The organism is Pseudomonas sp. AC229, from assembly GCF_979254655.1.
Genome location: NZ_CEEDHK010000004.1, coordinates 70911 through 90873, shown reverse-complemented (window position 1 = coordinate 90873; position 19963 = coordinate 70911). Strand labels below are relative to the sequence as shown.

Below are 19963 nucleotides of genomic sequence, written 5' to 3'. Positions count from 1 at the left end.
AGATGGACAACAACCAACCCATCATCGTTAAGCGCGTCAAGAAATTTGCCGCCGGCCACCACGGTGGCGCATGGAAAATTGCGTTCGCGGACTTCGCCGTTGCCATGATGGCGTTCTTCCTGGTGCTGTGGCTGATGTCCTCTGCCACGCCGGAGCAGAAGAAGGCCATCTCCGGTTATTTCCAGGACCCCGTCGGTTTTAGTGAAAGCGCCAGCCCCTATGTGATTGACCTGGGCGGCACGCCAACGCCGGCGCCGGACAAAACGCTCAATCCCGACGTGAAAGACGCCAAGGCCGCCACCGACACCGCGTCCGATACCGAAAGCGATATTTCTCCGAGCGAAACGCAAGCGGAAAACATCGCCGAAAAACTGGAAAAAGAGCGCCTGGAACTGCTGCTGCAAGAACTGCAAAACAAGGTTAACGAGAACCCGCAGTTGCAGCGCTTCAAGGATCAGATCCTGTTCGAGATCACCCAGGACGGATTGCGTATTCAGATCATGGACGCCGCCAATCGCCCGATGTTCGACAGCGGCAGCGCCCGTTTGCAAACGTACTTCGAGGACATCCTCATCGCCATGGCGGACACCATCAAGGCGGTGCCCAACAAGATCAGCGTCAGCGGCCACACCGATGCCAAACCGTTTGTAGGTCGTGGTGATTACGGCAACTGGGAGCTGTCGGCCGAGCGCGCCAACGCGGCGCGGCGCACGTTGGTGGCAGGCAGTTACCCGGAAGAGCAAATCGCCCGCGTGGTCGGCTACGCCTCCTCGGCGCTGTTTGATCGCGAAGACCCGATGAACCCGGTGAATCGTCGGATCGACATCATCGTGCTGACCAAAAAGGCTCAGCGCGCTATTGAAGGCGAGCAGGGCGGTGAAGAGGGTGAGGCGCCGCCAGTCGAAGGCGCTCCGGCCGCACCCGGCGCAGCGCCGGCGCCAGGCGCCTCTCCCGCGCCAACCGGAACCGCGCCCGGCGCGCAAACCTCGCCAGAGCAATTTCGCGAAAAGCTCAACGTGTTTGATAACGGTGCCTTGCGCGTGGATCAGGCGCGCGAGAACTGAGTGCCGAGTCCAACGTAAAAGGCCGCGTATCGACGCGGCCTTTTAGTTTCAGTAATCCGACTCGGGAAGAGTCGAGAGGATGTGCCGGTAGCTCGCCATTCGCTGCGGCTGAATGCGCCCGTCTTCAAGCGCTTTGAGCAGTGCGCAGCCCGGTTCGCGGTCGTGCTTGCAGTCGCGGAAGCGGCATTGGCCTAGCAAGTCGTGGAACTCGATAAAGCCGGCTTCGACGTCATCGCGGCTGACATGCACCAAACCAAATTCGCGAATGCCCGGGGAGTCGATCAACTCGCCGCCGTTGGGGAAGTGGAACAAGCGCGCCGTGGTCGTGGTGTGCGTGCCCTTGCCAGTCAGCTCGGACAGCGGGCCGACGCGGGTGTCGACTTCCGGCAGCAAGCTGTTGACCAGCGACGACTTGCCCACGCCCGACTGCCCCACAAACACGCTCACATGTCCATCCAGCTCAGCCTGCAACAGCTGCATGCCGTTGCCGTGATGGGCGGAGACTTCCAGCAGCGGGTAGCCCAACTGCCGATATACGCCGAGCAGCGCGTTGAGCGCTACGGCGTTTTTGTCATCGATCAGGTCGGCTTTGTTGAGCAGCAGCAACGGCCGGATGCCGGCGTGTTCGGCTGCTACTAAATAGCGGTCGATGAGGTTGGCGTGAGGTTCGGGTAGCGGCGCGAAGACGATAACGATCAGGTCGACGTTAGCGGCCACGGGCTTCAGCTGACCGCGGGTGTCGGGCCGGCACAGTTCGGTGTGACGGGGCAATTGCGCCACGATCACGCCGATGCCTTGGTTGCCCGCGCGCCACACCACTTGGTCGCCGGTCACCAGCGTTGGCAGGTTGGCCCGTAGGTGGCAGCGGAAAACCTGTCCGGCCAATTCGCCGTCACGCGCCTCGACTTCAACTTGCACGCCGAAGTGCGCAATCACCAGGCCCACCTGCTCGGGGCCGAGATCGCCGCCTTCCAGTGCCTCCAGTGATTGCGACTCCCGCTTGGCGGCGCGGGCGGCGCGCTCGCCTTGAATCTTCTCGATGCGCCAATTTTGACGACGGTTGAGCTGGCGTTTGGCCATGGGACTTCCGATTAAATAAGCAACAAATTGGCGAGCGCGAGCTGCGCTGCCTGCAACGATGCAGATGGCCGGCGAGTTTAGCACGCCGCCCGAGATCGCCGCCGCGCGCCATGGCTGAGCTAAACTGGGCAGCTACGCAGAGGAGCCGCACCATGCAAAACCCGCAGAATCTTATTTGGATCGACCTGGAAATGACCGGCCTGGATCCTGAAACCGACGTAATCATTGAAATGGCCACCATCGTCACCGACAGCAACCTCAACGTGCTGGCCGAAGGGCCGGTGATTGCGGTGCATCAGAGTGATGAAACCTTGGCGGCCATGGACGAATGGTGCACCCGCACCCACGGCGAAAGCGGCCTGACCCAGCGCGTGCGCGACAGCAAAATCAGCGCCCAGGAAGCCGAAGCCCAGACCATCGCGTTTTTGGAGCAGTGGGTACCCAAAGGCAAGTCGCCCATCTGCGGCAACAGCATCGGCCAGGACCGCCGCTTCCTCTACCGCTACATGCCGAACCTGGAAGCGTACTTTCACTACCGCTACCTCGACGTGTCGACCCTGAAAGAGTTGGTGGTTCGCTGGGCGCCGCAGATTCGTGATGGCTTCAGCAAAAAGGGCAGCCACTTGGCGCTAGACGACATCTACGACTCGATTGCCGAGCTGAAGTACTACCGCGAGCATTTTATTAAGCAGTTTTGATGCACTTGGACTCACCTCGTCATTCCCGCGTAGGCGGGAATCCAGCGTCGTTCAGGCATTCATCGCCCGTTCCGGCATTCTGGGTCCCCGCTTTCGCGAAGACGACGGGGGGGCTGATACTAGGTGGCCCAGCCGCTCCTCCAGAAACCAAACTGCGCAGCTAGGGACTTACACCGTCATTCCCGCGTAGGCGGGAATCCAGAGTCGTTCAGGCATTCATCGCCCGTTCCGGCATTCTGGGTCCCCGCTTTCGCGAGAACCACGGGGGTGGGCTGATGCTAGGTGGCCCAGCCGCTCCTCCAGAAACCAAACTGCGCAGTTAGGGACTTACACCGTCATTCCCGCGTAGGCGGGAATCCAGAGTCGTTCAGGCGTTCATCGTCCGTTCCGGCATTCTGGGTCCCCGCTTTCGCGAGGACGACGGGGGTGGGCTGATGCTAGGTAGCCTGTAGGAGCGGCTGGGCGGCATTCCGATTAGCCGCGATGCTTTTTGCCCTCAAGAGCATCGCGGCTAAAGCCGCTCCTACAGAAACCAAACGCGCTAGCGGCCGTGCCGCGCCAACGCCCACTGCACGTGCTCGCGCACCATGTCTGACGCATCCTCCCGGCGCAGCTCCAGCGCTTCGATAACCGGAATGCTCGACGGTGCATTGCCCAGTCCTACCGCTAAGTTGCGCAACCAGCGCTCGTAACCCGCACGCCGCAAGGGCGAACCTTCGGTACGGCTCAGAAATTCTTCTTCGTTCCAGCGAAACAGTTCAGCCAGTTGCGCGTTGTCGAGGCTGTGGCGCGGGGCGAAGTCGCTCTGTTCAGTCGGCTTGGCGAAACGGTTCCAGGGGCAGACGATCTGGCAGTCATCGCAGCCAAACACCCGGTTGCCGATCAGGGGGCGCAGGTCGGCAGGAATCGGACCTTTCAGCTCGATGGTCAGGTAAGAAATGCAGCGGCGGGCGTCAAGCACATACGGGCCGACAAAGGCGTTGGTCGGGCAGATATCCAGGCAAGCGGTGCAGCGACCGCAGTGTTCGCTGGTGTGAGATGCATCGACCGGCAGCGGCAAGTCGACAAATAGCTCGCCCAGGAAAAAGTAGCTGCCGGCCTTGCGGTTCAGGACCAAGGTGTTCTTGCCGATCCAGCCAAGCCCGGCCTGCTCGGCGATGGCTTTTTCCAGCACCGGCGCGCTGTCGACAAATGCGCGGTAGCCGAACGGGCCGATGGTTTGCTGAATGCGTTCGGCCAGTTGCTGCAGGCGTTTGCGAATAAGCTTGTGGTAGTCGCGGCCCAGTGCGTAGCGCGACACATAAGCGGTTTCCGGTTGGCCCAGACGCTGCGCCATCAGCGTGTCGCCGGGCAGGTAGTCCATCCGCAGCGAGACCACGCGCAAGGTGCCGGGCACTAACTGTTCGGGGTGCGAGCGTTTGCTGCCATGGGCGCCCATGTAGTCCATCTCGCCGTGGTAGCCCGCCGCCAACCAGCGCTCCAGGTGCGCTTCATGCTCGCCCAGGTCCAGCCCGGCGATGCCGACTTGCTGAAAGCCAAGCTCGCGCCCCCAGTCTTTGATCGACTGGGCGAGGCTGGCAACATCAAGGGCAGGGTTGGACATGGGCGCAGGCAACTAAGGCAGAGGTGCGTATAATTCTGCCAGACATCCGAGCCGACTGACGCATGCCGCCTATCAACGACACCCTCCCCACCGCTTTGCACAGTGCCGCCCAGGTACGTGATCTCGACGCCCGCCTTATTGCGGCCGGCACGCCCGGCTTTGAATTGATGGGGCGTGCCGCCCATGGTGCTTGGCGAGCGTTGCGTCAGCGCTGGCCGCAGGTGAATGAAGTCACGGTAGTGGCGGGGCATGGCAACAATGCCGGCGACGCGTATCTGCTCGCGGCCCTGGCCCAGCGTGCCGGGTGGCAGGTTCATCTGTATGCCGTCGGCGATACGGCGCGACTGGTTGGCGATGCCGCCTCTGCTTACGCTGAAGCCAAGCAGGCCGGGATAACGGCGCAACCGTGGCACGCCGATGCGCCATTGGCCGGCGTTGTGGTCGATGGCTTGCTTGGCACGGGGCTAACCGACGAGGTTCGGGCTCCCTATGCCGACGTGATCAGCGCAATCAATGCCAGCGGTCTGCCGGTGCTGGCGCTGGATGTGCCGTCGGGGCTGTGTGCCAACACCGGAACCGCGCTGGGCGAGGCCGTGCGCGCCGACCTCACCGTCACCTTTATTGCATTGAAAGTCGGGCTGTTCACTGGCGAAGCGCCGGCGCTGGTCGGTGAGTTGGTGTTCGATGACCTGCGCGCCGAGCCGAAGTTGGTCGCCGAAACGGCTTATGTGGCCCAGCGGCTAAGCGCTGCCACCCTCGCGCATCTGGCGCCTCGCTCGGCGACCGCGCACAAAGGTCAGTTCGGTCATGTGCTGGTGGTCGGTGGCGATCGTGGCTTTGGCGGCGCCGCCTTGCTTGCCGCCGAGAGCACCTTGCGCTGCGGCGCCGGCCTGGTTTCCTTGGCAACGCGCCCGGAGCATGTGTCGTCCGCGCTGGTGCGTCGCCCGGAAATCATGTGCGCGGGCATCAGCTCGGCCAATCAGTTAACGGCGCTTAGTCAGCGCGCCAAAGTATTGGTCGTGGGCCCCGGCTTAGGGCAGGAAGCCTGGGGGCGCAGTTTGTTTTCCGTCGCCCGCCATGCCGATTTGCCGCAAGTGTGGGATGCCGATGCACTCAATCTGTTGGCGCACAAGCCTGCAGTGCTTCCTGCCAACAGTGTGATCACGCCGCACCCAGGTGAAGCGGCGCGCCTGCTCGGTATCTCCACTGCCCAGGTGCAGGCCGACCGGCCAGCAGCGGCGCGTGCTTTGGCGAAAAACTTTGCGACCGTAGCGGTGCTCAAAGGCGCAGGTAGTTTGGTCGCCTCGCCGGATGGGCGGCTATGTGTTTGCGATCACGGCCACCCGGCGATGGCCGGCTCAGGCTTGGGCGATGTGCTGGCCGGAGTCGTCGGCGCACTGTTGGCTCAGGGTATGTTGGCGTTCGATGCCGCGTGCTTGGCAGTGTGGCTACACGCCCGCGCCGGTGAGCAATTGGGCGAGCAGGGCCGCGGTCTGGCCGCCAGTGATTTAATTGCGGTAATTCGTCAGCTTTTGCAGGAACAGTCGCCATGTCTGATGTGAGTGTGGATATCTATAAAGCAGACGAAGCGTCGATGCTGGAGCTGGGTGCGCGAATCGCGGAGGTCACCGGCGGGCGCGGCATCATTTACCTGCATGGCGACTTGGGCGCGGGCAAGACCACGCTGTCGCGCGGCATTATTCGCGGGCTGGGTCATACCGGTGCGGTGAAAAGTCCGACGTTCACGCTGGTCGAACCCTATGAGCTGGGCGAGGTTCGCGCCTTTCACTTTGACCTTTACCGCCTCGTCGATCCCGAAGAGCTAGAGTTTCTGGGCATTCGCGATTACTTCGAAGGCGATGCCCTGTGCCTGATCGAATGGCCGCAGCGCGGTGTTGGCGTTTTGCCAAAGGCGGACATGGACATTACCATTAGCCCCCACAAGAGCGGGCGCCTGCTGCGTTTTACGCCGCACAACGGATTGGGCGAGGCCTGGTGTGCCGCCTTAGCCAAATACGAAAAGCATGAATAAGAGAGTGGGGTTGGGTATGCGCATGCGCGCGCTAGTTACCGGGGTTGCTGTGCTGCTTGCCGTATTGGCTGCCGATTTAGTGGCTGCGGCCGATATCAAAAGCGTGCGGCTGTGGCGCGCCCCGGATAACACCCGCCTGGTGTTCGACCTTTCAGGTCCGGTTACCCATAGCGTCTTCACCCTGACTTCACCCAACCGCATCGTGATTGACGTAAACGGCGCGACGCTGGCGACCAAGCTAGAACAACTGTCGATTGCCAATACGCCGATCACCAGCGTGCGTTCGGCGCAGCGTTCGCCCACCGACCTGCGCATCGTTATTGACCTGTCCTCCCCGGTCACGCCCAAGAGCTTTAGCCTGGCGCCGAACCAGCAGTACGGTGACCGTCTGGTAGTCGACCTGTTCGACCAAGGCGCCGACAGTTCCCCAAGCCTGCCGTCGACCACCACCGCTGCCGCGCCGCAGGTGCCGGTAACGCCGACCCAGCCGCTGCCCAAGCTGACGCCGCCGGACCCAAGCGGCAAGCGCGACATCGTTATCGCTATCGACGCGGGTCACGGCGGCGAAGACCCCGGCGCCCTCGGCCCGCGTGGTGCTCGTGAGAAGGATGTGGTGCTGGGCATCGCCCGCGAGCTACAACGCCAAATCAACGGCACCAAAGGCTACCGCGCCGAGCTGGTGCGCACCGGCGACTACTTTATTCCGCTGCGCAAACGCACCGAGATCGCCCGCAAGAAGGGCGCCGACCTGTTTGTGTCGATTCACGCTGACGCCGCGCCGAGCAAGTCCGCGTTCGGTGCTTCGGTGTTCGCCCTGTCAGATCGCGGCGCCACCTCGGAAACGGCGCGCTGGCTTGCCGACAGTGAAAACCGCTCCGACTTGATCGGTGGCGCGGGCAACGTCAGCCTCGACGACAAAGATCCGATGCTGGCCGGTGTGCTGCTCGATTTGTCGATGACGGCGTCGCTGTCCTCCAGCCTCAACGTCGGCCAGAAGGTGCTCACCAACCTTGGCAGCGTGACCTCACTGCACAAGCGCCGCGTTGAACAGGCCGGGTTTATGGTGCTGAAGTCTCCGGATATTCCTTCCATCCTGGTAGAGACCGGGTTTATTTCCAACCCGAATGAATCCTTGAAACTGGCCAGCGGCAGCCACCAGCAATCGCTGGCGCGCTCGATCTCCAGCGGCGTGCGCCAGTTCTTCCAACAGAACCCGCCACCGGGCACCTACATTGCCTGGATGCGTGACTCCGGCAAGATCGCCCCCGGCCCGCGTGACCATCTGGTGACCCCCGGTGAAAGCCTGGCGATGATTGCCCAGCGTTATCAGGTGACGCAGGCCGCGATTCGCTCGGCCAACAATTTGAAAACCGATTCCCTGAAAGTTGGCCAGCATCTGCAAATTCCACCGACGGCTTTGGCGGCGCAGCCATGACGGTGGCGGAGTTGACGCAAGCGCGTATCGAGCTGCTGAGCCCTCGGCTGGCGAACCAGATCGCTGCTGGCGAGGTGGTTGAACGTCCGGCCTCGGTGATCAAAGAGCTGCTGGAAAACAGCCTCGACTCTGGCGCATCGCGTATTGATGTCGATGCCGAATTGGGCGGAACCAAGCTTTTGCGCGTGCGCGACGACGGCAGTGGTATCGCTGCCGACGACTTGCCGCTCGCACTGGCGCGTCACGCGACCAGCAAGATTCGTGAGCTTGAAGACCTCGAAAGCGTCATGAGCATGGGCTTTCGCGGTGAGGCGCTGGCCTCCATCAGTTCTGTAGCGCGCTTGACCCTCACGTCTCGCACGGCAAATGCCGAGCAAGCCTGGCAGGTTGAAACCGAAGGCCGCGACATGGCGCCCCGCGTACAGCCGGCGGCTCATCCGGTCGGCACCTCGGTGGAAGTACGCGACCTGTTCTTCAACACCCCAGCGCGGCGCAAGTTTCTCAAGGCGGAAAAAACCGAATTCGACCATCTTCAAGAGGTGGTCAAACGCCTGGCATTGGCGCGTTTCGACGTGGCGTTTCATCTGCGCCATAACGGCAAAAGCGTGCTCGCTCTGCACGAAGCCCATGACGAGGCCGCACGCGCTCGCCGAGTTGCGGCGGTGTGTGGCCCGGCATTTTTGGAGCAGGCGCTGCCAATCGAAATCGAGCGCAACGGTTTACGCATGTGGGGCTGGGTTGGGCTGCCCACGTTCTCCCGTAGCCAGGCCGACCTGCAATATTTCTATGTGAACGGCCGGGCGGTGCGCGACAAGCTGGTCGCCCATGCGGTACGCCAGGCGTATCGAGACGTGCTGTTCAACGGTCGTCATCCGACGTTTGTTCTGTTCCTCGAAATTGATCCGTCGGTGGTCGACGTCAACGTGCACCCGACCAAGCATGAAGTGCGGTTCCGTGATGGGCGCATGGTGCATGACTTTCTATATGGCACCTTGCACCGCGCGCTGGGTGAGGTTCGCCCGGAAGACCAACTGGCCGCACCGGCAGCGGTGGCCGGCATGCTGCGGCCTACCGGGCAGGCGGCGGGGGAGTTCGGTCCGCAAAATGAGATGAGCCTGTCGGCGAATGTGTTGGAGCGTCCGGCATCCGACAACGTCTGGCGTGCGCCGGGCAGTGGGTATCAGGGCGGCTATCAGGCGCCGCGTCCCTCGCAAGGCCTTCCTGCGGCAGAAACCCAGGGCGTGTATCGCGACTATTTCGCTCCGCTGGCTGCCGGCGGCGCGCCAACGGCCTTGCCGGAAAACCAAGGCGACATTCCGCCGTTGGGCTATGCGTTGGCGCAGCTTAAAGGCGTGTACATCCTCGCCGAGAACGCCATCGGCATGGTGCTGGTCGACATGCATGCGGCCCATGAACGCATCACTTATGAGCGCCTGAAAATCGCCATGGCCAGCGAAGGCTTGAGCGGGCAACCGTTGCTGGTGCCTGAATCGATTGCCGTGAGCCAGCGTGAAGCGGACTGCGCCGAAGAGCACGCGGTGTGGTTCCAGCGTCTGGGCTTTGAACTGCAGCGGCTTGGCCCGGAAACCCTGGCGATTCGCCAGATACCGGCGTTGCTCAAGCAGGCTGAGGCCAATCGACTGGTGCATGACGTAGTCGCTGATCTGATGGAATACGGCACCAGTGACCGTATTCAGGCCCATCTCAACGAGCTGTTGGGCACCATGGCCTGCCACGGTGCGGTGCGCGCCAATCGGCGTCTGACTATTCCGGAAATGAACGGTCTGCTGCGGGATATGGAAAGCACCGAGCGTAGTGGGCAGTGCAACCACGGTCGGCCGACCTGGACGCAGCTGGGCATGGACGATCTCGACAAACTCTTCATGCGCGGCCGCTAAAGGACCTTCGTTATGTCCAGTCGCCTGCCTCCGGCGATTTTTTTGATGGGGCCGACGGCCGCCGGCAAGACCGACCTGGCCATTGAGCTGAGCAAGCATTTGCCTTGCGAGTTGATCAGCGTCGACTCGGCGCTGGTGTATCGCGGCATGGATATCGGCACGGCCAAGCCGTCCAAAGCGCTGCTGGCCCAGTATCCGCACCGGCTTATCGATATCCGCGACCCGTCTGAGCCCTATTCGGCAGCAGACTTTTGCGCCGATGCCCTTGCGGCGATGGCTGACATCACGGCGCGGGGCCGGATTCCGCTCCTAGTGGGCGGCACCATGTTGTATTACAAGGCGCTTCAAGATGGCTTGGCGGATATGCCGCCCGCCGATGCGGCCGTTCGTGCGCAGCTGGAACAGCGCGCCGCAGCGCACGGTTGGGATGTATTGCACCGCGAATTGGCGGCGGTAGACCCGCAGTCGGCGGCGCGAATTCACCCAAACGACCCGCAGCGACTGTCACGCGCGCTGGAAGTGTATTTGGTCAGCGGTCAGACCATGACGTCGCATCGAGAGCGTCAAGCCGCTCAAAACGGCGGTTCTAGCACAGCTGGGGGCTCGCAATTCCCCTATACTGTCGCCAGTTTGGCCATCGCACCGGCAGAGCGCCACGTACTGCACGCGCGCATTGCCGAAAGATTTGTGGCCATGATGGAACAGGGCTTTGTCGAAGAGGTCGAAAACCTGCGAAATAGAGGTGACCTGCACGTGGGATTGCCGTCTATACGGGCTGTGGGTTATCGACAGGTTTGGGATTACCTCGACGGCAGCCTGACGCGAGAGCAAATGGTCGAGCGTGGCATTATCGCCACCCGTCAATTAGCCAAAAGACAGTTCACCTGGTTGCGCGGATGGTCCAATCTGCACTGGCTAGACAGTCTGGCTTGCGACAATCTACCGCGCACCTTGAAATACTTGAAGTCGGTCTCCATATTGGACTGAGACCTTGCTTATAGCCGTCTATCCTTGGGGGTACTGCGGCGAAGTCCACCACTTTCCATACTATAACTATCGATCTCCAAAGGAGTGCGGCACATGTCAAAAGGGCATTCGCTACAAGACCCTTACCTCAATACCCTGCGTAAGGAACGCGTACCGGTTTCAATTTATTTGGTTAACGGCATCAAGCTGCAAGGCCAGATCGAATCCTTCGACCAGTTTGTTATTTTGCTGAAGAACACTGTCAGCCAAATGGTCTACAAGCACGCCATCTCCACCGTGGTACCGAGCCGTCCGGTTCGTCTGCCTAGCGCGACAGAAGGCGAGCAAGTCGAAGCAGAACCAGGTAACGCCTGATAGGAGTCTGCTTTGTTCTTCGAGCGTCATGAAGGTGGTGAGCGGGCCATTCTGGTTCATCTGGAAGGCCAAGACCCAGAGGCGCGCGAAGACCCGCAGGAGTTCCAAGAGCTCGCCCATTCGGCGGGTGCGGACACGGTGGCGTTCATTAACGTGCCACGTCATCGGCCGACCGCAAAATTTCTGATTGGCAGTGGCAAGGTCGAAGAGTTACGCGACCTGGTCAAGGCCGAACAGGCCGATCTGGTTATCTTCAATCACATCCTCACCCCTAGCCAGGAACGTAACCTCGAGCGCGTGTTCGAGTGCCGCGTGCTGGACCGTACGGGGCTGATTCTGGATATTTTCGCCCAACGTGCACGCACCCATGAGGGTAAGTTGCAGGTGGAGCTGGCTCAGCTCGATCACCTGAGCACCCGCCTGGTTCGAGGTTGGACGCACTTGGAGCGCCAGAAAGGCGGCATCGGTCTGCGCGGACCCGGTGAAACGCAGCTTGAAACGGACCGTCGTTTGCTGAGAGTGCGCATCGGGCAGATCAAGCAAAAGCTTGAGCGCGTTCGCAGCCAGCGAGAGCAGGCGCGTCGCGGCCGTAAGCGTGCGGATATTCCTTCCGTATCATTGGTGGGTTACACCAACGCCGGTAAATCGACCTTGTTCAACGCCGTGACCCAGTCTGAGGTGTACGCGGCTGATCAATTGTTCGCCACTTTGGATCCGACGCTTCGCCGTCTTGAATTAGACGACTTGGGCCCAATCGTGCTGGCCGACACCGTGGGCTTTATTCGTCATCTGCCGCACAAGCTGGTCGAGGCCTTCCGCGCTACGCTGGAGGAGTCGAGCAATTCCGACTTGCTGCTGCACGTGATCGACGCTCACGAACCCGACCGTACTCAACAGATCGAGCAAGTGTTGGCGGTGCTGACGGAAATCGGTGCGGATGAGTTGCCGATACTCGAGGTCTACAACAAGCTCGACATGCTGGAAGGCGTTGAGCCGCAAATTCAACGTGACGAAGCGGGGCGCCCGCAACGCGTTTGGCTTTCTGCCCGTGACGGCCGTGGCCTGGATTTGCTCGAGCAAGCGGTTGCTGAACTGCTGGGCAATGATTTGTTTGTCGGCACCTTGTGTCTGCCGCAACGCCTGGGGCGCCTGCGCGCTCAGTTTTTTGAGTTGGGCGTTGTGCAAACCGAAGAGCATGATGAGCACGGCGCAAGCTTGCTGTCTGTGCGGGTTCCGCGGGTTGAATTGAACCGCTTGATCAGCCGTGAAGGCTGGCAACCGTCAGAGTTTTTAGAGCAACACACTTTGCAATAAAGCCTGCGACTGCGGCTTTGCTGCTGCTGGACGGCATCTGTAGCATTGGCGGGCGCGCCGTGGGCGCGTCTTTGCTTTATCAGTATGGAGAGCGCTATGGCTTGGAATGAGCCGGGTGGCAACTCGAATAATCAAGACCCTTGGGGTGGACGCAAGGGCGGCGGTGACCGCAAAGGTCCACCGGATCTCGACGAAGCCTTCCGCAAGCTGCAGGACAGTCTGAACGGACTGTTCGGTGGCAGTAAAAAACGTGACAGCGATAGCGGTTCCAGTGGCGGCGGTGGCGGTGGCTTTGGCCTTATCGCTGTGGTCGTTGCCGTGGTGGCAGCCATCTGGCTGTACAGCGCCGTCTATGTCGTCGACGAGCAGGAGCAAGCCGTCGTGCTGCGCTTCGGTAAGTACTACGAAACTGTCGGCCCAGGCCTCAACATCTATTTCCCTCCGATTGATCGCAAGTACCAGGAGAACGTCACCCGCGAGCGTGCTTACAGCAAGCAAGGGCAGATGCTCACCGAAGACGAGAACATCATCGAGGTGCCGCTGACTGTTCAATACAAGATCAGCAACCTGCAAGAGTTCGTGCTCAACGTTGATCAGCCGGAAGTGAGCCTGCAGCAGGCCACCGACAGCTCGGTACGTCATGTAGTGGGTTCCACCGCAATGGACCAGGTGCTGACCGAAGGCCGTGAACTGATGGCCAGCGAAGTCAAAGAGCGCCTGCAGCGTTTCATGGACACCTATAAAACCGGTATCACCGTTACGCAGGTGAACTTGCAGAGCGCTGCTGCGCCGCGTGAAGTTCAGGAAGCCTTCGACGACGTTATCCGTGCCCGTGAAGATGAGCAGCGTGAGAAGAATCTGGCTGAGTCGTATGCCAACGGCGTAGTGCCGGAGGCACGCGGTCAGGCCCAGCGCCTAATTGAAGACGCCAGCGGTTACCGCGACGAGGTGGTTTCCCGCGCTACGGGTGAGGCAGATCGCTTTACCAAGTTGGTCGCCGAGTACCGCAAGGCCCCTGAAGTTACCCGTGAGCGTCTCTATCTCGACACCATGCAAGAGCTGATGAGCAACACCAGCAAAGTATTGGTGACCGGCGAGAAAGGGCAGAACAATCTGCTTTACCTGCCGCTCGACAAGATGATCGAAAGCCGTGCCGCTGCACCTGCTCAGGGCGCTTCCAGTAACGCGGCAGCCGCTGATTTGGGCGCGCGTGTAAATGCTGATTTGCAACAGCGTGATCTGCGGACAAGGGAGACTCGCTGATGAGCAATAAATCACTGGCTGTCCTGATCGTCGCCATTGTCGCTGTGCTGGTTGGCTGGAATTGCTTCTATATCGTGGCGCAAACCGAGCGTGCGGTGATGCTGCAGTTTGGTCGCATCGTTCAGACCGATGTGCCGCCTGGCCTTCATGTGAAGATTCCGTACGTTAACCAGGTGCGCAAATTTGATGCGCGGCTGATGACGCTGGACTCCTCCACTTCGCGTTTCCTCACGCTGGAAAAGAAAGCGCTGATGGTCGATGCCTATGCCAAATGGCGTGTGCTCGATGCTGAGCGTTTCTACACCGCTACGTCCGGAATCAAGTTGATTGCCGACGAGCGTTTGTCGCGCCGTCTTGAAGCTTCGCTGCGCGACCAGTTCGGTAAGCGCACCCTGCACGAGTCGGTGTCGGGCGAGCGTGATGCGCTAATGGCTGACGTGACTGCGACCCTCAATAAGGCTGCGCAGAAGGAGTTGGGTATCGAAGTTGTCGACGTTCGCGTCAAGGCAATCGACCTGCCCAAGGAAGTTAACCGCAGCGTATTCGACCGTATGAGTTCGGAGCGTGAGCGCGAAGCGCGCGAGCACCGCGCTAAAGGCAAGGAGCTGGCAGAAGGTATCCGTGCCGATGCCGACCGTCAGAAGCGTGTGATCCTGGCTGAAGCCTATCGCGAGGCGGAAGAAATGCGCGGTGACGGCGATGCAAAAGCGTCTGCGATCTACGCGAAAGCCTACGGCATGGACCAAGAGTTCTACGGCTTCTACCGCAGTCTTCGCGCTTATCGTGAAAGCTTTGCTGACAAGCGTGACGTATTGGTCCTTGATCCAAGCAGCGATTTCTTCCGCTATTTGGAGAAATCGAAACCTTGATGTCAGTCGCTTCCGGCGGACGCTAGTCGTCCGTCGGGGTGACCCGTCAGGGAAACGTGTTATGATTGGTCAGCCGGGAAATTCCCGGCTTTTTTGCGTCTGTGGGAACCATGTGGCAGGAACTCGGCATCGCGTTGTGTTTAGTGCTGGTGCTGGAAGGCATCCTGCCGTTCCTATATCCACGAGGTTGGCGTGAGACATTTATGCAGCTGTTGCAGCTGCCTGATCGTCACTTACGTCTAATCGGGCTTGCCAGCATGTTGCTGGGTACAGTCCTCCTTTACTGGCTTCATTAATGGCTGCCGCCCGCAACGAGGGGAATGGCGAAATGGCAACGGTAGACCGCTGGCTGCTGCCAGATGGCATCGAGGAAGTACTGCCGCCGGAAGCGGCGCGCATTGAGGCGGCCCGCCGCCAGGTACTGGATCTGTTCCAGCGCTGGGGCTATGAGTTCGTCGTCACTCCACATATTGAATACCTGGAATCGCTGCTCACCGGCGCGGGCCAGGATCTGGATTTGCGCACCTTCAAGGTGATCGATCCGCAAACCGGTCGGCAGATGGGTTTTCGCGCTGACATCACGCCGCAAGTGGCTCGCATCGATGCGCATACGTTGCGTCGCGAAGGCCCGAACCGTCTGTGCTACGCCGGCAGCGTGCTGCATGCTCAGCCGCGCGCGCTGACAACCTCGCGCAGCCCGATTCAACTGGGCGCCGAGCTGTACGGCGATGCCAGCCCGGCCAGTGACGTGGAAGTCATCAGCCTGCTCCTGGAAATGCTCGAGCTTGCCGCCGTTCCTGACGTGCATATCGACCTTGGTCATGTCGGCATCTACCGGGGGCTTGCCCGCGCGGCGGGTCTTTCTGGCGAAGTCGAGCAGCAGCTGTTCGATGCGCTGCAGCGAAAAGCCGTCGATGAAGTGGCTTCGCTCACTGAGCACGTGCCCACCGAATTGCAGAAAATGCTGCGTGCCCTTGCCGAGTTGTGCGGCGAGCGCGAAGTGCTGGACCTGGCTCAAGCCTGCCTGGTCGAGGCGCCTGAAGACGTGCATCTGGCGCTGGACGAGTTGATCGCCATTGCCGACACGCTTGAACGCCGCTACCCCGAAGTGCCGCTGTACTTTGACCTCGGCGAGTTGCGCGGCTACCACTATCACACCGGTGTGGTGTTCGCCGCGTTCGTTCCCGGTGTTGGCCAGTCCATCGCGCAAGGCGGCCGTTACGATGACATCGGCGCTGACTTCGGTCGCGCTCGTCCGGCCACCGGTTTTTCGACCGACCTGAAAACCCTGGTAACGCTAGGCTCCATGCAGCTCGACGAGCCAGAGGCCGGGGTTTGGGCGCCAGACAATCACGACTTGTATCTATGGAAGGCAGTTCGCCAGTTGCGCGGGCAAAACACGCGCGTTGTGCAGGCGCTGCCGGGGCAGGACGTTTCTGCCGCGCGCGAGGCGGGCTGTGATCGCCAGTTAGTGCTCGCTGATGGGCGCTGGCAGGTTGAGCCGTTAGCTGTTTAAAGATTTCCGCCGGCTGCTGCCGGCATCAAGCTTCGAAGAGGACAAGTGTTATGGGTAAGAATGTCGTCGTCCTGGGCACCCAATGGGGTGATGAGGGCAAAGGCAAGATCGTTGATCTGCTGACTGAACACGCGGCTGCGGTCGTTCGCTACCAGGGTGGTCACAACGCAGGTCATACCCTGGTGATCAACGGCGAAAAAACCGTCTTGCACCTGATCCCGTCGGGTGTGCTGCGTGACGGCGTTCAGTGCCTGATCGGCAACGGCGTGGTGGTTGCACCTGACGCCCTGATGCGCGAAATCATCAAGCTGGAAGAGAAGGGTGTTCCGGTGCGTGATCGCCTGCGCATCAGCCCGGCCTGCCCGCTGATCCTGTCGTACCACGTGGCGCTGGATCAGGCCCGTGAGCGCGCCCGTGGCGAAGCCAAAATCGGCACTACCGGTCGCGGCATCGGCCCGGCATACGAAGACAAAGTGGCCCGTCGTGGTCTGCGCGTAGGTGACCTGTTCCACCGCGAGCGTTTTGCCGCCAAGCTCGGCGAGTTGCTGGACTATCACAACTTCGTGCTGGTGAATTACTACAAAGAGCCGGCCATCGACTTCCAGAAAACCCTGGATGAGTGCATGGAATACGCCGAGCTGCTGAAGCCGATGATGGCTGACGTGACGTCCGTATTGCACGACATGCGCCGCGACGGCAAAGACATCATGTTCGAAGGCGCCCAGGGTTCGTTGCTCGACATCGACCACGGCACCTACCCCTACGTCACCAGCTCCAACACCACCGCCGGCGGCATCGCGACCGGTTCGGGTTTTGGTCCGATGTACCTCGATTACATCCTCGGTATCACCAAGGCCTACACCACGCGCGTTGGCTCGGGTCCGTTCCCGACCGAGCTGTTCGACGATGTCGGTGCGTTCCTTGCCAAGCGTGGCCACGAGTTCGGCGCCACCACCGGCCGTGCCCGTCGTTGCGGCTGGTTCGACGCCGTCATCCTGCGTCGTGCCATCGAAATCAACAGCATCTCGGGCCTGTGCCTGACCAAGCTGGACGTGCTCGACGGTCTTGAAACCATCCGCATCTGCGTGGGTTACAAAAACGAAAACGGCGCGGTGATCGACGCCCCGACTGACGCTGACAGCTACATCGGCCTGGAGCCGGTGTACGAAGAAGTGCCGGGCTGGAGCGAGTCGACGCTGGGCGCCAAGAGCTTGGATGAGTTGCCGGCTAATGCCCGCGCCTATATCAAGCGCGTGGAAGAGTTGGTCGGCGCGCCGATCGACATCATCTCCACCGGCCCGGACCGCAACGAAACCATCGTATTGCGTCACCCGTTCGCCTAAGGGCTAGCGCCGTCGCTTACGACGGTTAACGAAAAAGGGTCGCCAATTGGCGGCCCTTTTTCGTTTCTGAGCGTCTGGTCAGGTGTAGCGGCATGGCCCTTGCTGTGCTCAAGTTATCCCAGCAGTTGCCGTCACATCAGGTGACGGATATTGGAGGTTTGTCGTGTCAGCCATCGTTTCTCTCTTGCGTAGCCGCTTGCTGCGCCCGGTCTTCATTGCACTCGGAATTGCACTGCTGGTGCAGGTCCTGGTGGCCGTTGCACTAACTCGGAGCACGGTCGGTGCGCTGGAGGTCGATCTGGGCACGCGCCTGGGTTCGGACACCCAGCGGCTTGAGTCCGAATTGGAGGAGGCGGGGCGCGAACTGTCTTCGGGCCTGGGCACCTTATCTACACGCACCCGCGAGCGCCTGGCCGCCGGTTTGTCCGGGCGCCTTAAAGAAGAGCAAGCGCAAATGCGCGCTGCGCTCGAACAGAACCTCAAGGACTCAGCCAACGACATGGCGCAGCTGTTGGCGGCTGTGGCGCCCCGTGCGATGTGGGACAACGACGGCCCGGCACTCTCCGAATTCGCTCGGCGTGCGCAGCGCAATCCGAACGTGCTGTTCGTTGTATACGACGATGCGCAAGGTCAGCATCTGACTCGCTACCTCAACCGAGAAAATCCGCTGATCAAAGCGCTGATGGAAAAAGGCGAGGGTGAGCGGGCGCTGGACAAGGTGCTCAACGCCGCCCGTAACGACAAATCTGTATACCTAATCGAAGCGCCCATCAGCCCTAACGGCGTGGAAATCGGCAAAGTGCTCATGGGCGTTTCCACGTCTTCGGTCGAGCAGCAGCTGGTGGCGCTCGACAAGCGCTTCTCCGCGCTGATTGCCAGTGGCGATCAGCTGGTCGCCGACAGCTTGTCCGGCGCTGCTACTGAAAGTACCGCCGCTTTGACTGCGCGGCTGAAAGCGGCACAAACCGAAACGGCCGGTATGGCCGAAGGCGCTCGCACCTCCGTTCAGCAATCGGCAGCCACGCTGAAATGGCGGATCGGTTTGGGCCTGGCGTTGGTGGGCTTGTGCGTACTGCTGACGCTGGCGATCGTGCTGGGACGGCGGGTGGTGAGCAAGCTGCATCTGCAGATCGCCGCGCTGAACGATCTGGCGGCCGGCGAGGGCGATTTGACTCGTCGCATTGAAGTCACCAGTCGCGACGAAATCGGCGACATGGCCATTGCCGTAAATCGCTTCGTCGAGAAATTGCAGCCGATCGTGCGTGAGGCGGGTGAGGTCGCAGTGAGTACCGGTGTGGAAATCAAAGGTCTGGCCACTCGCAGTGTTGCGGCCGAAGCGGCGGCTGAGCGCCAGCGTGATGAAGTGGCGGGCAGTCTCGAGGCGTTGGCGGTGATGGCTGGAGATGCGCAGGCTGAAAGTCGCGCTATGCAGGCGGCCTTGCAGCGCGTGGTGTCGATTCGTCAAGACGCCAACGAGAACGCCGTAATCGCCACGAAAGTCGGCGCCTTGATTGAAGAGCTGGTGTCGCGCGTTGATGCCGGTTCGGCAGTCATCGAGCGCTTGGCTCGCCAGAGTGAGCAGATCGAGATGGTGTTGACCGTCATTCATGGCATCGCCGAGCAAACCAACCTGTTGGCGCTCAACGCGGCAATCGAAGCGGCGCGTGCGGGCGAGACCGGTCGCGGCTTCGCTGTGGTGGCGGACGAGGTGCGCGCGCTGGCCAGTAAGACGCAGCAGTCCACGGGTGATATCCAGTCGCATATCACTGCTCTTCAGCAAGGTGCACGTGAGGCGGTGTCGGTGATTGGTCGTGCGGGTCAGCAGGCCAATGAAGGTTTGGCTGCGTTGCGTGATAGCGAGCGGTTGCAGTTGTCGGTGCAGGCGGCGGTGGATGACGTTCATGCCGCAATCAAGGCGGCCACTCAGGCGGCCGCGCATCAAGCTGAGGGCGCCGATGCCGTAAGGGGGCGCGTGGAAGTTATCCACGCTGAAGCGCAGCGCGCTGCGGAAGCGGGTGCGGCGACAGCGGCGAGCGGTCGTGTGCTGGATGGGTTGGCTTCGCGGTTGAAATCCAGCCTGGGTCAGTTCCGCGTTTAACGGCGCCTGCGTTAAAGGAGTCGGGATGTTCCCGGCTTCCTTAACGCTCGCCATTGGCCAAATCGCAGGCACAAAAAAACCGGCCTAAGCCGGTCTTTTTGTTGCTGAGGTTGGTAGTACCTCAGTCTAAATTGGTGCCCAGGAGAAGACTCGAACTTCCACGATGTTGCCATCGCTAGGACCTGAACCTAGTGCGTCTACCAATTCCGCCACCTGGGCGTTGAGTTCGTTGATTGCTCAAGTACTTTCAACTACAACAACGTTTGCCGTCGTTGTGGGCGCGAAATATACGGACCAGTTTGAATGTTGTAAACCCCTGATGTGAAAAAAAACTTTATTCGTTCACGTGAGCAGACCAAGATAGCGTTTTCGCGCTTCAATAGGCGCAAGACACTTACTTCTCTATATA

At 60.8% G+C, this 19963-nt stretch carries 17 protein-coding genes and 1 tRNA gene; 15 read left to right on the top strand and 3 right to left on the bottom strand.

Annotated elements, in window-relative coordinates:
• Positions 1 to 2 precede the first annotated feature (2 nt).
• On the top strand, positions 3 to 1064 hold the full coding sequence (gene motB, locus AC0IW7_RS07005) for a flagellar motor protein MotB (protein WP_471816671.1): 1062 nt from the start codon (positions 3 to 5) through the stop codon (positions 1062 to 1064).
• Between the two features lie 48 nt (positions 1065 to 1112).
• Here motB and rsgA read toward each other — a convergent pair whose 3' ends face one another.
• Positions 1113 to 2144 carry a small ribosomal subunit biogenesis GTPase RsgA gene (gene rsgA, locus AC0IW7_RS07000; protein ID WP_471816669.1) on the bottom strand — a complete coding sequence of 344 codons (1032 nt, stop codon included), beginning with the start codon at positions 2142 to 2144 and terminating at the stop codon, positions 1113 to 1115.
• Positions 2145 to 2296: 152 nt separating this feature from the next.
• Between rsgA and orn the strand changes: the two genes are divergently transcribed.
• The gene (gene orn, locus AC0IW7_RS06995) at positions 2297 to 2842 is read left to right on the top strand and encodes an oligoribonuclease (protein ID WP_471816667.1); all 546 of its coding nucleotides are present in this window, start codon (positions 2297 to 2299) and stop codon (positions 2840 to 2842) included.
• Between the two features lie 541 nt (positions 2843 to 3383).
• On the opposite strand, the gene queG is transcribed toward orn, so the two are convergent.
• Entirely contained in the window at positions 3384 to 4445 is a 1062-nt protein-coding gene (gene queG, locus AC0IW7_RS06990; RefSeq protein WP_471816665.1) for a tRNA epoxyqueuosine(34) reductase QueG, read from the bottom strand.
• A gap of 71 nt (positions 4446 to 4516) precedes the next feature.
• On the opposite strand from queG, the gene AC0IW7_RS06985 reads away from it, so the two are divergent.
• The 13 genes from AC0IW7_RS06985 (at position 4517) to AC0IW7_RS06925 (ending at position 19554) form a co-directional block, all read left to right on the top strand.
• The gene (locus AC0IW7_RS06985) at positions 4517 to 6007 is read left to right on the top strand and encodes an NAD(P)H-hydrate dehydratase (RefSeq protein WP_471817008.1); all 1491 of its coding nucleotides are present in this window, start codon (positions 4517 to 4519) and stop codon (positions 6005 to 6007) included.
• A complete protein-coding gene (tsaE, locus tag AC0IW7_RS06980) occupies positions 5995 to 6477 on the top strand; it encodes a tRNA (adenosine(37)-N6)-threonylcarbamoyltransferase complex ATPase subunit type 1 TsaE (protein WP_471816664.1) in 483 nt (160 codons plus the stop codon). Before AC0IW7_RS06985 ends, tsaE begins: the two co-directional genes overlap by 13 nt.
• A 4-nt stretch (positions 6478 to 6481) precedes the next feature.
• Positions 6482 to 7912 carry an N-acetylmuramoyl-L-alanine amidase gene (locus tag AC0IW7_RS06975; RefSeq protein WP_463384061.1) on the top strand — a complete coding sequence of 477 codons (1431 nt, stop codon included), beginning with the start codon at positions 6482 to 6484 and terminating at the stop codon, positions 7910 to 7912.
• On the top strand, positions 7909 to 9810 hold the full coding sequence (gene mutL / locus AC0IW7_RS06970) for a DNA mismatch repair endonuclease MutL (protein WP_471816662.1): 1902 nt from the start codon (positions 7909 to 7911) through the stop codon (positions 9808 to 9810). The genes AC0IW7_RS06975 and mutL overlap by 4 nt, the downstream gene beginning before the upstream one ends.
• A gap of 12 nt (positions 9811 to 9822) precedes the next feature.
• A complete protein-coding gene (gene miaA / locus AC0IW7_RS06965; protein ID WP_471816661.1) occupies positions 9823 to 10797 on the top strand; it encodes a tRNA (adenosine(37)-N6)-dimethylallyltransferase MiaA in 975 nt (324 codons plus the stop codon).
• Positions 10798 to 10890: 93 nt separating this feature from the next.
• Positions 10891 to 11151 (top strand): RNA chaperone Hfq, encoded by a 261-nt coding sequence (hfq, locus tag AC0IW7_RS06960; protein ID WP_108097895.1) that lies wholly within the window; start codon positions 10891 to 10893, stop codon positions 11149 to 11151.
• Between the two features lie 12 nt (positions 11152 to 11163).
• Positions 11164 to 12465 (top strand): ribosome rescue GTPase HflX, encoded by a 1302-nt coding sequence (hflX, locus tag AC0IW7_RS06955; protein WP_463384058.1) that lies wholly within the window; start codon positions 11164 to 11166, stop codon positions 12463 to 12465.
• Positions 12466 to 12561: 96 nt separating this feature from the next.
• The gene (gene hflK / locus AC0IW7_RS06950; protein ID WP_471816658.1) at positions 12562 to 13728 is read left to right on the top strand and encodes an FtsH protease activity modulator HflK; all 1167 of its coding nucleotides are present in this window, start codon (positions 12562 to 12564) and stop codon (positions 13726 to 13728) included.
• Entirely contained in the window at positions 13728 to 14597 is an 870-nt protein-coding gene (gene hflC / locus AC0IW7_RS06945) for a protease modulator HflC (RefSeq protein WP_471816656.1), read from the top strand. Before hflK ends, hflC begins: the two co-directional genes overlap by 1 nt.
• A 110-nt stretch (positions 14598 to 14707) precedes the next feature.
• Positions 14708 to 14893 carry a DUF2065 domain-containing protein gene (locus AC0IW7_RS06940; RefSeq protein WP_471816655.1) on the top strand — a complete coding sequence of 62 codons (186 nt, stop codon included), beginning with the start codon at positions 14708 to 14710 and terminating at the stop codon, positions 14891 to 14893.
• A 32-nt stretch (positions 14894 to 14925) separates the two neighbouring features.
• On the top strand, positions 14926 to 16113 hold the full coding sequence (locus AC0IW7_RS06935; RefSeq protein ID WP_471816654.1) for an ATP phosphoribosyltransferase regulatory subunit: 1188 nt from the start codon (positions 14926 to 14928) through the stop codon (positions 16111 to 16113).
• 50 nt (positions 16114 to 16163) lie between these two features.
• A complete protein-coding gene (locus AC0IW7_RS06930) occupies positions 16164 to 17456 on the top strand; it encodes an adenylosuccinate synthase (protein WP_463384056.1) in 1293 nt (430 codons plus the stop codon).
• 163 nt (positions 17457 to 17619) lie between these two features.
• The gene (locus AC0IW7_RS06925; protein WP_471816653.1) at positions 17620 to 19554 is read left to right on the top strand and encodes a methyl-accepting chemotaxis protein; all 1935 of its coding nucleotides are present in this window, start codon (positions 17620 to 17622) and stop codon (positions 19552 to 19554) included.
• A 132-nt stretch (positions 19555 to 19686) separates the two neighbouring features.
• On the opposite strand, the gene AC0IW7_RS06920 is transcribed toward AC0IW7_RS06925, so the two are convergent.
• Positions 19687 to 19773 (bottom strand) — tRNA-Leu (locus AC0IW7_RS06920).
• Between the last annotated feature and the right edge of the window lie 190 nt (positions 19774 to 19963).